We start from the raw sequence: 13,579 nt of genomic DNA, 5'->3' as shown, positions 1-13,579 counted from the left end.
GAGAATAGCGTACAATCGGTTTCATAGTGCTTTTCAAGATACAAAAACCCCAGGTGCCGGCTCTACTCACCGCCAGCGCTGGCGCGACCTGCCGGCATGAAGCGCAGCCAACTTATCTGCCCCACGGGCTGATCGATGCACAAGCGCAGCGTATGCTGTCCGGCAGGCAGGGGCGCAGTTGTCAGGGTAACCGTCTGCCATTCAGCAGCATTGCTTTGCTGGTTTATGGCAATGGTGCCTACCACCGCATCACCTAGCTTCAGGGTAAGTCGACCGGGGGTTGCGGCCGGCTGCACCCGCAGCTGCACGGCGTAAGCTCCTGATGAGGCGACCCTTACGGTGTAGTTCAGCCATTCGCCGGCGGCAAGGTGCCCTACGGAAAAGCCATTTTTGGGAGAGTCGCTGCTAAGCTGAATATCCACGCCATCATTGCGGTACGCGCCACCTAAGTTCCAGGGCGTATCAACCTTGAAGTCTACTTTCGCCGAGTACGCATCCTGGTACGCTACGCCGGCGCGACCTAGGTCGTAGTCGGCGGCCTGGATGGTGCCGGGGATGGTGAGTGGCGCAAACGGGGCCGTGAAGCTGCTCGGCTGCGTGAGGGCAGCCACCACGTCGCGGCTGGGTATGCAATTGGCAAACTGCACATTGTGCAGCAGTGCCGCACGGCCTTCCGGCGTCAGGATGCTGCCATACGGCTTGATGCGCAGCAAGCTTGCCTGACTGTTTACCCGCTTGATGTTCCAGTGACACCAACCAATATTCTGATCTTTAAGGATTTGCACAGCCGTCGCAAACCAATCATTGGAGTTTTCGCCCGTCTCCCCTACCCACACCGGCACCTGCCATCGGTCGCGGAAGGCTACCAGATTTTTGATGAGGTTGATCTGGTTGGGGTTAGCGTCAGCGGCATCGGCGGTGTTGGGACAGCCGTAGCGGTGCGCGTTGTAGGCCAGGTTGCTTTTGTCCCGGATAGCTAGCTTATCGGGCGTAAGATTGGTGTACTCGTTGCCGTAGCCGTTGCCTTCCAGCAGCAGCAGGTGCTGGTCGCCCTGGGCCCGCACGGCGGTGATGAGGCGGGCGTAAAAGGCGCTCAGCTCCTTATTATCCGGCGACATGCCGTTGGCAGCATTCAGGTTATGCGGCTCATTAACAAGGTCATACATTGCCACACGACCATCATTTTTGTAACGGGCCGCCAGCTTTTCCCAGAACCGCACGGTGATATCCTGGTAGATGGCGCGCCCTTTCGCGTCGCGACGTTTCCACATATCCAGGGGCCGAAAGTTGTCGTTGATGTTGCGGTCAGTGCCCTGGCCACCGGGGGCCGCGTGCAGGTCCAAAATCACGTACATATTGTTGGCGGCGCACCAGCTCAGCACGTTATCAATCTGCCGGAACCCTTCCAGGCGCTGATCGGTGAAGAGCTGATTTTGGTCGTACCAGGTGCTGAGGCTCTGCACGTAAGCGGCTAGCTTCTTCGCGTTTTGGGGGTCGCGGATAACCTCGGTGCGGGCGTGGCGCTGGGCAGCGGTCAGAAACAAGTCGTAATGAAACGGCAGCCGCACACAGTTAAAGCCTTGTTTAGCAAGAAAATCGATATCTGCCTTGGTGATGTAGTTAGCCCGATACTGCCGGTAGAAGTCTTCCATCTCCGCCTCCGACATGGTGCGCAGCATTCCCTGCTTGATGCGCCATTGGGAGTTCAGGGTATCCGTTTGCAGAATGTAGCTTTCCTGGAGTAGCCACCCACCTAGATTGAAGCCGCGCAACACCACCTCTTTACCATTGGCATCTTGCATTTTAGTGCCGGCAGCGTGCAACATGCTCAGACCCTGCGCCAGCGTAGAGAAGTTGTTGACCAACAGCATTGCCACCAGTAAACCAGCATAAAGCACTGCGTGTATCATGCAGCGCCGTGGTACAGAGGCACTCCTTTCTAGACCTTGCATATACTGTTACTTGAGAAGAGTTGGGGCGATGAGCAGAGAGAAAAAAGAGGCAGAGATGCTCTGCCTCCTTTCTACCGTCATTTCTCACGCTACTATTAATCGTTTCTTTTGTATATCAACCAATTACCGCATTTATTTTCAGGCAGAAAGGCTAAGCATTCATCGTTGCCTCAAACGTTTGCGGTCTGTTTACAACAGCTTTTTTGCAGGTGCTTTGGAATGAGTTCTAGAAGTGCGCTGATGCATAATACCTGAACCGAGAGCAGGAAAAGGCGGCGTTCTCTAACCTAGGTATGCGGTCTGCAGAAGATCGGCTGAGCGCTATGACGGACCTAGCAGCTGGCCCAACTACTCGGCAAAAACAGCGAGCCAATACTACTTCCAGCAGCAGTAATGCGGCCAAATATATTGGTGTAATCTTTTAAAAAGCAAGCTCCAAAACCTGCTCAGAATGGCCAAGAAGCAGCTTTTGCATTTAGTTAACACGATAGTTATACACTTACGACACACGCACAAACTCTCCTTTCGGCTACCTGGGAAAGAAATACCCGTTGACTTTCAAGCGCACAATAGCAGATAAGAAACAACCAAAAAATAGGTGGTTGTCTGTACTATTTTTGGTGGTGTCGTAGGAACGCGCCACAGCGCGTTCGTCGGCTGGGCCACTTGCTAAATGGTTGTCTTGGCGTAAAAGACTGTTCAACGCAGGCTGTTCAACGACGAACGCGCCTTGGCGCGTTCCTACCCACGCTTTGCCCGCCGCCATATTTTTATTAATAAAACGGAAAGGCAGTCAGCAGAGCCCGCCCGTTCGTAGCGCGTACTTAACATCACCTAGGTTCCCGTGGGCCCGAAGCGCTCCGTACGGATGCTGTCGGCCGACAGACCTAGGTCGAGCAGCGTGTTGGCGGCTTGTTCTACCAATGCTGTGGGGCCACAGATAAAGCACTGCGGCAACGTCGGGAAGCGACCTAGAATTGCGGTCAGCATCGCGCGGTCGATGCGGCGCTGGTAGCCAGTCCAGCCTACGGGCGCTTGCCGGGTGAAGGTGAAGAGCAGCGTCAACTGCTTGTCTTGTTGCGCCAGCGCCTCCAGCTCTTGCCGGTAGATGGCTTCGGCGGGTGTGCGCACGCTGAACAGCAGCACCGTGGGGTTAGCGGCCCCGATCAGGGCGCGGTGGCGCAGCATCGCCATGAGCGGTACCACGCCCGAGCCACCCGCTACCAGCAGCAACGGCAATGTTTGCAGCTCTTTTCGCCAGACAAAATAGCCGCCAATCGGCCCGCGAACTTCCAGCGAATCGCCCACAGCAACGCCCTCGTGCAGGTACGCCGACACTTCACCGTCGTCAATCAGCTCAATGGTCAAGTCTATTTCCCCGATCTGCCCCGGGGGCGAGGCAATGGAATAGCTACGCTCGGCCTGGTAGCCGTCTTCGGTGGTGAGGCGCATGTCGTAGTGCTGGCCGGGCAGGTGCGGTTGCCAGGCGGGCAACTGCAACGAGAAGGTTTTGATGCGGGGTGTTTCCTGCACAATGGCTTTTACCAGACCTAGCTGCCACGCTACTTTAGTCATCGTTCAGGCTAGCCTGGTAGTCGGAATCGTCAGAGCGGTAGCGCTGCTCCTTCCACGGGTCGCCGTACATGCTGTAGCCGCCCCGCTCCCAGAAACCGGGCTCGTCCTCTTCCATAAAGCGCAACCGGTTGACCCACTTGGCGCTTTTCCAGAAATAGAGGTGCGGCACTACCAATCGCGCCGGGCCGCCATGCTCCGGAGTCAGCGGCTTGCCGTCATAGCGTAAGCCAATGAAACCCTTACTGTTACGCAGGCCTTCCAGAGGCACGTTGGTGGTGTAGCCGCCGTAGGAATACGCCATTATATGGCTTACTTCGGGCAGAAGCTTAACGTGTTCGAGTAGCGTGTCGAAGCTCACGCCTTCCCACTTCGTATCGAGCTTCGACCACTTCGTGACGCAGTGAATATCCGTGGTGAACGATTGTTGGGGCAAGGCATTGAACTGCTCCCACGTCCATTGCACCGGCTCCTCTATCAAGCCTTCCATCTTAAACGTCCAGTTGGCCAGCGCGATACGCGGCGTAGGACCGGCCGAAAGCACGGGAAAATCGGGGGTTTCGTACTGGCCCGGCGGAATCCGGTCGCTGGCTGTCGATTCACGTTTGCGCCCAAACCCTTTGTTGAAGAAAGCCGCCATAGCGTTGCAAAGCTGAAGAGTGAACGGGCGGAAGGTAGTAAAATATTCAGTTGGTGGTCGTTCTGGTGCGGACCTCACCCCCATCCCCTCTCCTTGGGGAGAGGGGTGCGTTCTGCTAAACAAACCTAGGTCGGCTGGCACCCCCGAGAGGATGGGGTGAGGTCCGCACTCAGGCAGGCCAGGCAACGTACCGCGGCTTACCGCGTCCTTGTCCTTGTCCTTGTCCTTGTCCTTGTCCTGTTTCAGGTTGTCACAGACCTGGAAAACTACCTACTTTCGTATTCCATTCGGGCTGCTAAAAACGCTTGTCTTCCTAAATCATTCGTTGCAGCCTCTTAACAACTTCATTTTTCGCATGATCCAACCCCTAATGCGCAATGCCGCGGCGATTATCGTCTTCCTTCATCTGGCCGTCGGGCCGGGTGCGTGGGCGCAAGTCGGTCCTGGCACTCAGTGGACCAAAGATGGCTACGGCTATATGCGGGCTCAAGATGACGAAATCGTGCAACTCGACGCACGTGACCCCAGCAAGTCGACAACGCTCATCAACAAGCAGTTACTAACACCGCAAGGCCAGACGGCACCGCTGAAAGTACGCCGCTTCGCTTTCTCCGACGACGGCCGCAAAGTGCTCATCAATACCAACACCAAGAAGGTCTGGCGCTACGACACCCGCGGCGACTACTGGGTGGTCGACCTAGGTAGCAAGAAGCTCACGCAGCTCGGCAAAGGTCGGCCGGAGTCGTCGCTGATGTTTGCCAAGTTCTCGCCCGATGGCAGCAAAGTGGCTTATGTGAGCGAACATAATCTTTACGTCGAGAACCTGGCCGACAACCGCATCACGTCTCTTACCACCGACGGCACCGACCGCCTCATCAACGGCACCTTCGACTGGGTGTACGAGGAGGAGCTGGACTGCCGCGACGGTTTCCGCTGGGCACCCGACGGGCAGAAGCTAGCTTACTGGCAGCTCGACGCTACCAAGACGCGCAACTATCTGATGCTGAACACGACGGATCAGCTGTATCCGTTCACCGTACCGGTAGAGTACCCGGTGGTAGGTGAAGACCCGAGCCGCTGCCGCGTGGGCGTGGTGCCGGTAGCAGGTGGCGCTACCAAGTGGATGGACGTGCCCGGCGACGCCGTGCAGCACTACATTCCGCGCATGGAATGGGCCGGCAACGATGAGCTGATTCTTCAGCAGCTGAATCGTCGCCAGAATGAAAGCAAGCTCATGCTTTGCACCGCCAGCAGCGGTGCCGTGAAGCCGCTGTACAGCGAAACCGACAAAGCGTGGGTTGATGCCAAAGAAGGTGCCGTGGGCTGGAATTGGATTCAGGGCGGCAAGCGCTTCGTGTGGTCGAGTGAGAAGGACGGCTGGCGCCACCTCTACGCCGTCGACCGCAAAGGCAAGGAGCAGCTCCTAACCAAAGGCGACTACGACGTGATTAGCCTGGAATCGATTGATGAGAAAGGCGGCCAGATCTACTTCATGGCCTCCCCCACCAACGCCACCCAAACCTACCTCTACCACGTACCCCTGAAAGGCGGTAAGGCTGAGCGCGTTACTCCGCAAAACCTAGCTGGCTCGCACAGCTACGATATTTCGCCCAACGGCAAGCTAGCTCTGCACACGTATTCCAGCAGCGCTGTTTACCCGACGGCCGATGTCATCTCGTTGCCCGCGCACCAACGCTTGAGCGGCGGCGAAACACCTGCCCAAGCACAGAATATCAAGCTGCCCAAAGTGGAGTTCTTCCAGGTAAAAACCCAGGATGGCGTGACCCTGGACGGCTGGATGGTGAAGCCCAGCAACTTCGACCCGAAGAAGAAATACCCCATCGTGTTCTACGTGTACGGCGAGCCCGCCAGCCAGACCGTGACAGACCGTTTCGGCACGGGCTTCAACCGCTTGTACCTAGGCAACATGGCGGAGGATGGCTACATTTATGCTTCGCTGGAAAACCGGGGCGCGCCGGCTCCGCGCGGCCGCGAGTTCCGTAAAGCCATCTACCACAACATCGGCAGCCTGAACATCCGCGACCAGGCAATGGGTGCTAAGGAAGTGCTCAAAAATGCTTTCGTAGACACCAGCCGCGTAGCGGTGTGGGGCTGGAGCGGCGGCGGCTCGTCCACGCTGAACCTGCTGTTCCAATACCCGCAGATCTACAAAACCGGTATTTCCATCGCCGCCGTCGATAATCAGCTGAACTACGACAACATCTACCAGGAGCGCTACATGGGTCTGGTGCCCGAAGACAAGCACTACTTCGTGGACAACTCGCCCCTGGCCCACGCCAAAAACCTGCGTGGCAACCTGCTGCTCGTGCACGGCACCGGCGATGATAACGTGCACTACAACAACGCCGAACAGATGATCAACGAGCTGATCCGCAACGGCAAGGTGTTCCAGCTGATGTCGTACCCGAACCGCACACACAGCATCTCGGAAGGCGAAGGCACTAGTCGCCACCTGGCTGCTACTTATACCAAGTTTCTAAAGGATAACTGCCCGCCCGGCGGCCGTTAGGGTCCTTTATAAGCTGTTAGCTGAATTATTGTTCAGCAAGTGTTTATAACAAAAAAAGCCCCGGAAGTCTTCCGGGGCTTTTTTTGTTGTCTGTCATTCCGAGCTGCGCGAGGAATCTGGGTTAGACACCTAGGTTCGTTACTCAGATTCCTCGCGCAGCTCGGAATGACAGACAACCTAGCTTTTACTTCTTGTTGGCGGCTCGCACGGCTTTTACTTCGGCTGCACTAACTGCGGTGGCTTTATTGCCGAAGCTGTTTCGCACAAAGGTCAGCACGTCAGCTATCTGCTGATCGGTTAGGAAGTCGTGGGAGGGCATGACGTTGTTGTACGGCTCGCCGTCGATGTCCACGTCTTGCAAACCGTTGAGCAGCACCTTCGTGAGGCGGGTTTTGTCGCCGAGCACGTAGCTGGTTTTGATCAGCGGCGGGTTCATGTTCTGCACCCCGCCCCCATCAGCCTGGTGGCAGCTGAGGCAGTACTGCGAATAAATCTGCTTGCCCGCCGCAATCGACTTCGATGCTCCGGCAGAGGCAGCGGGCGCTTTGGGTTTCGGCGCTGGTTTCTTCTGCGCCGCTAGCGGCAAACTCAAGAAAACGAGGAAGCACAGGATGCTTAACTTCTGCATACCTAGGTGGTTACTTCTTATTGTAGAAAATGCGGTAAATCGTGCCCTTTGCGTCGTCGGTGACATACAACGAGCCGTCGGGTGCCTGGGCCAGGCCGCACGGGCGGTGGTCGGCGCGACCGGAGGCAACCTTCTCAGGCGCACCGGCAAAGTTATCGGCAAATACTTCCCACTTGCCATCCGGCTTGCCGTTTTTGAAAGGCTGGAATACAACGAAATAGCCGGCTTGTGGCTCGGGGGCGCGGTTCCAGGAGCCGTGGAAGGCGATGAATGCGCCGTTTTTATAGCGCTCCGGGAACATGTTGCCGGTGTAAAACAGCAGCCCATTGGGTGCCATGTGGCCGGGAAAAGCCGCGGCGGGGTCAATAAATTTGGTATCCGCTTCTTTCTTACCATCGCCGCCGTACTCGGGAGCTAGGATTTTCTTCTGCTGCACTTGGTCGTAGTACATGTAGGGCCAGCCGGCGTTGTCGCCTGGCTTCACCGCGTACATGCACTCGGCCGGTAGCTGCGCCGACTGTTTAGCGTCATAAAGGTCGGGGAAGATGTCGTGCAGTTGGTCGCGGCCGTGCTGCATCACAAAGAGCTGGTTATCTTGCTGGTTCCAATCGAGGCCCACCACGTTGCGCAACCCCGTGACGTAGCGCTTACCGTTGCCGTAAGTCTGGTTCATCTGGTTGGCCTTGAACTGCCAAACGCCGCCCGCCGAATCCAGAATCGGGCAGTTCGGCTGACCTAGGGAGCCTTTCTGCCGGTCGCGCTGCTGGCAGGAATTTGAGTACGCCCCGACGTTCACGTACACGTTGCCCGCATTATCCAGCACAATGGATTTGCTTTCGTGCTGGCGGCGGTTGATGAGGCCCGTCACGATTTTCTCCGGCTGGCTCGGGTTGGTTACTTCGCCCTTGTCATTCAGCTTGTAACGAAATACTTCCTGATCGGAGGAGGCGTACAGGTAGCCGTCTTTGTAGTACATGCCGGTGCCGCCATAATTCCCGAAGCCGGTTTTCACCTCGGCTTTGCCGCCGCTGGTGGGTTGCAGCATCAGAATACCCTGCCCAGACTTATTAACGCGGTTAAGCTTGACGTAAATATTGCCCTGCGGCGTGATGGTGAGGTGGCGGGGCCGGGCGCCGGTTTCGGCCACTACGAGGGCGCTGAAGCCAGTCGGCAGCTTCAGGCCGGCATTGTTGGCGTCGGCTACCAGCGTGGGCGGAGTGGTGAGGGCGTACAAGGACAAGCTTCCGACGAGGGCAGCCGGGAGCAGCAGGTAGCGCGTCAAGTTTTTTTTCATGGTGTCAGGTTGGTTTCTCAGAGCGTTTTGAGGGGTGATGGATAACTTACTTTGCACAAGCTACAGACGCGTAGCAGGGCCGGAAGGTTGGAAGCTGGCTCATTACTTTCTGTTGCAGCGAAGCTACAATTCTTCTGCGCATTGGGCACGCCTACCGGTCCGACGCCTGGGGCGTCTGACCAGTTGTCAGTAGAAAAGTAGTTTGCAAGAGGCGGAACCTAGCTTTTACAGCTATCCGCAGATGACAACCGTTTGGAGGCCTTGGGCATCGGACCGGCAGCGTGCACGCTACAACGGCTAGCTAGGTCAATTCTAGCTATTACGCCGCCAGATGAAGCCATCAAGCACATAATGAGTGGCTTGTGGCAGCGCCAACAGCGGTACCAGCAAGGTTAGCCATAAGTGGCTCTCGACAGCGGGCAGCTGCTGAAACCAGCCAAACACCGATGCATGCTCACGCCATACTAAGCCGTCCCACAGACCTTCTTCGGCGTAAGCCAACAGTCCTAGCACACCCAAAACCAGAGCAATGCCATAACGCCCCGTCCACCAGGGCCGCGCTCCGTTGCGGTGCTTGGCAGCCGACTGGCTGGTGGTCCAGATCAAAGCCAGGTACGGAATGCCGTGCGACACCACGTTGAGCAACGTAAAAGCCAGGTCGCCGTTGTAATACACGATGCCGAAATACCACGACACCAAAGTACCTATTACTAGTAAGTTACGTGGCACATTGAAGGTGCGTAAGCGCTGCCAGCTCCGGATTTCCTTACCTAGGTATATCAGCAGCAGGGTACCATAGAGCAGCGTGGCAACAGTGCGCCCAAATGGCCAGTCATGCTGCACAAAGTCGCCATCGACAAACCAGTTGAAATTGCGCGGCGGCGAAAAGTGCCAGTAGAGCAACGGGTAAATTGTGGCGTAGTAGATAATGGCCGTGTTAAGCCAGCCTTGTCCGGGGCTAGGTTCGTGGTGGGAATAGAGCCGCAGGAAGCCATATTGCTGCCGGATGAAATGAAATACGGCCAAATACGCTAACACGCGCCAGAACAGCCATCCTCCCATATAATGCAGCGCTACTCCGGCTAGGTAACAGCCTAATGGCACCATCCAAAACAGCACGCGCTGCCGTTGGCGGCGCACCGGGTCGAAGTACGTCCGAAACAACGTGCTGTACACGTGCGCCACATCAATCAGCACCACCAGCCCAAACCACGCCATCAACGGCATTTGTGCCGTGGCTCGGAACTGCGCCGGCAGCAGCATGACTACCAACAGCGACAGAAACGGCGGACTCAGAATGAACCACCCATCAAACCACATCGAGCGAATCCAGGGCTGAGCGGCGGTGCGATCCTGCGACCTAGCTGCTATGGGGGTCAACAATGCTTTCATGCGGAAGCCAGTATTTCGCGCGCCGCTCGGATGCCTTGGTAAAAGCCTTCCTCGAAGATGGACATACCGCTCAAGTCGGTATGGGCAAAGAAGATTTTCTGGCGTAGCGGCTGAGCCGCCGCAAGGCGCTCCGAGTGCCAGAGGAAGCCGGGCGTGGGTGCAATCATGCCGTGGCCCCACACCCAGATGTCGGCTTGTGCTACGTGGGGCGTCACGCCGGGATGCGCCGTTTCTAGCTCAGCCATAATACGTTGCAGCCACTCATCGTACGAGGTTTGGTAAGCAGCGCGGCGAGCTAGGTCGGGCGCTTCGTCGGCGAGCGGCCAGTACAGGGTAATGACCTTGCGCTCATCGGCCGTCATAGCTAGGTCTTGGTGGTTGGCATTCACGTAGCCTACCGACTTACTGCCGTACACCACATTATCCCAGCACAGCGGCCGACCAGGTCCTTGCGGCAGCCCATCCACCGTTAGGTTCGCCACCACCCAAGGCGCATGATAACAAGCAAGCGCCTTGCTTTCGGCCACACCGGCCAGCAGCCGTTGCGTCACAAATTGCGGGGTAGCGAGCAGTACCTGCTTGGCTTTCAGCTGGACACTCTGCTGCGCCCTCACGTCATACGCCAGCACTTCCACCCCATCCGAGGTTTCACGAAGGGCATACGCGAGGGTTTGCGGCAGAATGTTTTCCGGGCTAGCCCGGCGCAGATGATGCACCAAAAAGCCGTTGCCCTCCGGCCAGGTTAGCACGTCGGAAGCAGTAGCGTTGTGGGCGCTACCTTTGCGCGCGGCAAAGTAGTGCAGGCCCGCCCAGGCAGAAGTCGTGGCAGTCGTAGCACCATAATCGTCTTTACAGCAATAATCTAGGTACCAGCACAAATAAGGTGAAGTGAAGCCCTCCCGCGCCAGGTAATCACCGAACGAAAGCAGATCGAGTTGGCGGAACGTATCGTCGGCCGACGAATGATCGACGGGAATGGCAAAAGCGTCCTTTCCATCGTGCCCTTTGGCTTGGCGCAATTGCTCAATCAGGGCGAAAAACCTAGCTATTTGCTGGCGGTCGGCAGCCGGCACTCCTAGCTCCGGCACTAGGCCAGACTGCCAATACCCTTGGATATTCAGGCGTTCCTCTGGGTCGTGGCAGAGGTGGTACTCATTATAAATCGGCAAACCCGTAGCCGCATCGTAGCCAGTAATGACGCCCGCTTCGCGCAGGAAATCAAGCAGATCTTGGTTGCGCGTATCGGGCACCGGCAGGTAGTGCGCGCCCCACGGATAAGCCGATACTTCGCTGTGCCCCGAGGCCGCATTGCCGCCTACTTGCTCCTCCAATTCTAGCAGCAGCACCTCGTGCACCTCTTGGCGGTGCAGCCAGCGCTTCGCCGCCAGCCCAGCCACTCCCCCGCCCACTATCACCACTTCTGCCTGCAACGTGCGACTAGGTGCGGGCAGTTTACCCGGCTGCCGCAGCAAGTGCCCAAGGACGTGGCTTGCTCCGTGTAGCGTCCCCTGAATATGCCCCCGCGAAGCCGTTGCCGACCCACAAGATTCTAGTAATAAGCTAGGTCCAAGCATCACACCGATAAGACCAGCGCTTGCACGAGCTAAGAAGGCGCGGCGGGAAACCTCACTTCCAAGCCTCCTCTCCTGGGAAGAGGGGTAATTAGCTTTTAGTTTTCTAGAGTTGAAAATCACGAATACAAAGTATCACCTGTAAAACTAGTACCAGAACCTAGCTTCTCGCAAATATTTGGTGCACAGCACCTTTCCAAAAATAACCAAGAAGTAAGATGCGCTCTAGTGCGTGTACGGCCCCCAGTCTTCTTCAAAATACCGCACCAGCGCTTGATTATTCAACTGGTTGATTTCCGTGGGCACCTCGGCCATATCCGGCGGGAAGTAGAGCATATCGCGAATGGTGGCAGGGGTTACGTAACGCAAACCGGCGGGCAACCCACCATCGCCCCGCCAATGACCGTTGCGACCCGCCAGCACATAGCCCCACTCGCCAAACGAAGGCACGTAGCAGTGATAAGGAATGGTGTGAAAACCAGCCGCATCCAACGTGTGCCGCACGCACCAAAATGACTGCCGAGCCACGTAAGGCGAGGTACTTTGTACCACTATCAGTCCGCCGGAAACTAGCAGCTTATCTAGCTCCCGGTAAAAGGCTGCCGTGTAAAGCTTACCTACCGAGTAGTTCGACGGATCGGGAAAGTCTACCACGATACAGTCGTAGCGGGTGGTGTCCTGCCGCACCCATTGGTAGGCGTCGCCGTTGATTACCTGCACTCTAGGATTTAGCAGCGAGCCTTTGTTTAGCGCCAGCAGCATCTGGTTATGCTGAAACAGGTGCGTCATGCCCGGGTCCAGGTCTACCAGCCGAATGCTTTGCAACTGGTTGTACTTCAGCAGTTCGCGCACGGCTAATCCATCGCCGCCGCCCAGCACCAGCACCCGCCGGGCGCGGGGCAGCGCCTGCATGGCGGGGTGCACCAGCGCTTCGTGGTAGCGATATTCATCGGCGGAGCTGAATTGCAGGTTGCCATTCAGAAAAAGGCGCAGCTCGCGGTTGTTCTTGCTCAGCACAATGCGCTGATACGGGGTGCTTTTGCTATAAATAACCTGATCCTGAAAAGCGAGGGTCTCAGTGTAGGTCATGATGCGCTCGGCATAGGCAAACCCCACTCCCAGCATCAGCAAGGCGCCTATGATAACGCCGGTAAATTGACGGCGGTACGGTCGGGTTTCGCGAAAGCGGTGCAACGCCACGGCGGCCACTATCACATTTAGCGCGCCGAAAAACAACGACGTCCGGATCAGACCTAGCTGCGGCACCAGCACCAGCGGGAAAATCAACGACGCCAGCAGCGCCCCGATGTAGTCGAAGGTAAAAACTCTCGATACCAGCTCCTTAAAAGCAAACCGATCTTCCAGAATGCGCATCAGCAGCGGAATCTCAAGGCCAACCAGCACGCCCGTCAGCCCCACCAACGCATAGAGCATGAGTCGAAACGAGGTGACGTACTCGAACAACACGAACAGCAGCGGCGCCGAAAATCCACCAACCAGCCCCACCAGAATTTCCAGCCGAATAAACCACTTCAGCAACGGCTCATCCAGGTAGCGCGACAGCCACGAGCCAATGCCCATCGAGAACAGGTACGCCCCGATGATAGTAGAGAACTGCGTCACCGAGTCGCCGAGCAGGTAGCTAGCTAGGGTGCCCGCAATCAGCTCGTAGATCAGCCCGCACGTAGCAATAACGAACACCGAAGCGAGCAGCAGCCCCGGCAAGTGGTCGGGGGTAGCAGTAGCGCGGCGCGGCGGCGATACAACCGGCTCGTTACCCATGAATAGCCGCGCTGATAATAATCGCCACGGACAGCATAAAGGCCCCGGCTACGATAGCAAGGGCCGTATTGTGCTCGTCAATAATTTCTCGCCAGAGCGTGCGGGGGGTCAGCTTTTCCACGACAATAAAGCTCACCACCAGAATCAGAATGCCGAGCAATGAATACACGACCGAAGCCGTAATAAGCTTGAAGTTGAGGTATTCCATTGGGAGAAAA

10 protein-coding genes are annotated in these 13,579 nt (G+C 56.9%); 1 reads left to right on the top strand and 9 read right to left on the bottom strand.

The annotated features are described in order from the left end of the window. Nucleotides 1-62: 62 nt before the first annotated feature. The 3 genes from IEX74_RS12715 to IEX74_RS12705 form a co-directional block, all read right to left on the bottom strand. Nucleotides 63-1,910: a cellulase family glycosylhydrolase gene (locus tag IEX74_RS12715; RefSeq protein WP_188814364.1), complete on the bottom strand. Its 1,848-nt coding sequence runs from the start codon at nucleotides 1,908-1,910 to the stop codon at nucleotides 63-65. A gap of 876 nt (nucleotides 1,911-2,786) precedes the next feature. Then, nucleotides 2,787-3,527 (bottom strand): ferredoxin reductase, encoded by a 741-nt coding sequence (locus IEX74_RS12710; protein WP_188814363.1) that lies wholly within the window; start codon nucleotides 3,525-3,527, stop codon nucleotides 2,787-2,789. Next, nucleotides 3,520-4,164: a sulfite oxidase-like oxidoreductase gene (locus IEX74_RS12705; RefSeq protein ID WP_188814362.1), complete on the bottom strand. Its 645-nt coding sequence runs from the start codon at nucleotides 4,162-4,164 to the stop codon at nucleotides 3,520-3,522. The genes IEX74_RS12710 and IEX74_RS12705 overlap by 8 nt, the downstream gene beginning before the upstream one ends. A gap of 355 nt (nucleotides 4,165-4,519) precedes the next feature. Between IEX74_RS12705 and IEX74_RS12700 the strand changes: the two genes are divergently transcribed. Continuing rightward, nucleotides 4,520-6,694 (top strand): S9 family peptidase, encoded by a 2,175-nt coding sequence (locus IEX74_RS12700; protein ID WP_229755263.1) that lies wholly within the window; start codon nucleotides 4,520-4,522, stop codon nucleotides 6,692-6,694. A 184-nt stretch (nucleotides 6,695-6,878) separates the two neighbouring features. Here IEX74_RS12700 and IEX74_RS12695 read toward each other — a convergent pair whose 3' ends face one another. The 6 genes from IEX74_RS12695 to IEX74_RS12670 form a co-directional block, all read right to left on the bottom strand. Continuing rightward, complete coding sequence (locus IEX74_RS12695; protein ID WP_229755262.1) at nucleotides 6,879-7,286, bottom strand: c-type cytochrome; 408 nt, start codon at nucleotides 7,284-7,286, stop codon at nucleotides 6,879-6,881. Nucleotides 7,287-7,332: 46 nt separating this feature from the next. Then, the gene (locus IEX74_RS12690) at nucleotides 7,333-8,616 is read right to left on the bottom strand and encodes a PQQ-dependent sugar dehydrogenase (protein WP_188814360.1); all 1,284 of its coding nucleotides are present in this window, start codon (nucleotides 8,614-8,616) and stop codon (nucleotides 7,333-7,335) included. 312 nt (nucleotides 8,617-8,928) lie between these two features. Continuing rightward, complete coding sequence (locus IEX74_RS12685) at nucleotides 8,929-10,008, bottom strand: hypothetical protein (protein ID WP_229755261.1); 1,080 nt, start codon at nucleotides 10,006-10,008, stop codon at nucleotides 8,929-8,931. Then, the gene (locus IEX74_RS12680; protein WP_229755260.1) at nucleotides 10,005-11,480 is read right to left on the bottom strand and encodes an NAD(P)-binding protein; all 1,476 of its coding nucleotides are present in this window, start codon (nucleotides 11,478-11,480) and stop codon (nucleotides 10,005-10,007) included. Before IEX74_RS12680 ends, IEX74_RS12685 begins: the two co-directional genes overlap by 4 nt. 324 nt (nucleotides 11,481-11,804) lie before the next feature. Beyond that, nucleotides 11,805-13,361, bottom strand: coding sequence for a polyamine aminopropyltransferase (locus tag IEX74_RS12675; RefSeq protein ID WP_188814359.1), 1,557 nt, complete (start codon nucleotides 13,359-13,361; stop codon nucleotides 11,805-11,807). After that, complete coding sequence (locus tag IEX74_RS12670; protein ID WP_188814358.1) at nucleotides 13,354-13,569, bottom strand: DUF350 domain-containing protein; 216 nt, start codon at nucleotides 13,567-13,569, stop codon at nucleotides 13,354-13,356. The genes IEX74_RS12675 and IEX74_RS12670 overlap by 8 nt, the downstream gene beginning before the upstream one ends. Nucleotides 13,570-13,579 lie beyond the last annotated feature (10 nt).

It is taken from the genome of Hymenobacter cavernae (assembly GCF_014641455.1).
Lineage (GTDB): Bacteria > Bacteroidota > Bacteroidia > Cytophagales > Hymenobacteraceae > Hymenobacter > Hymenobacter cavernae.
The sequence above is the reverse complement of the archived record's forward strand: the minus strand, read 5'-3'. Positions and strand labels throughout refer to the sequence as shown.

Coding starts and splice junctions, on each gene's coding strand:
- IEX74_RS12705 (WP_188814362.1), bottom strand. CDS start 4,164: ATGGCGGCTTTCTTCAACAAAGGGTTTGGGCGCAAACGTGAATCGACA.
- IEX74_RS12710 (WP_188814363.1), bottom strand. CDS start 3,527: ATGACTAAAGTAGCGTGGCAGCTAGGTCTGGTAAAAGCCATTGTGCAG.
- IEX74_RS12715 (WP_188814364.1), bottom strand. CDS start 1,910: ATGATACACGCAGTGCTTTATGCTGGTTTACTGGTGGCAATGCTGTTG.
- IEX74_RS12670 (WP_188814358.1), bottom strand. CDS start 13,569: ATGGAATACCTCAACTTCAAGCTTATTACGGCTTCGGTCGTGTATTCA.
- IEX74_RS12675 (WP_188814359.1), bottom strand. CDS start 13,361: ATGGGTAACGAGCCGGTTGTATCGCCGCCGCGCCGCGCTACTGCTACC.
- IEX74_RS12685 (WP_229755261.1), bottom strand. CDS start 10,008: ATGAAAGCATTGTTGACCCCCATAGCAGCTAGGTCGCAGGATCGCACC.
- IEX74_RS12700 (WP_229755263.1), top strand. CDS start 4,520: ATGATCCAACCCCTAATGCGCAATGCCGCGGCGATTATCGTCTTCCTT.
- IEX74_RS12690 (WP_188814360.1), bottom strand. CDS start 8,616: ATGAAAAAAAACTTGACGCGCTACCTGCTGCTCCCGGCTGCCCTCGTC.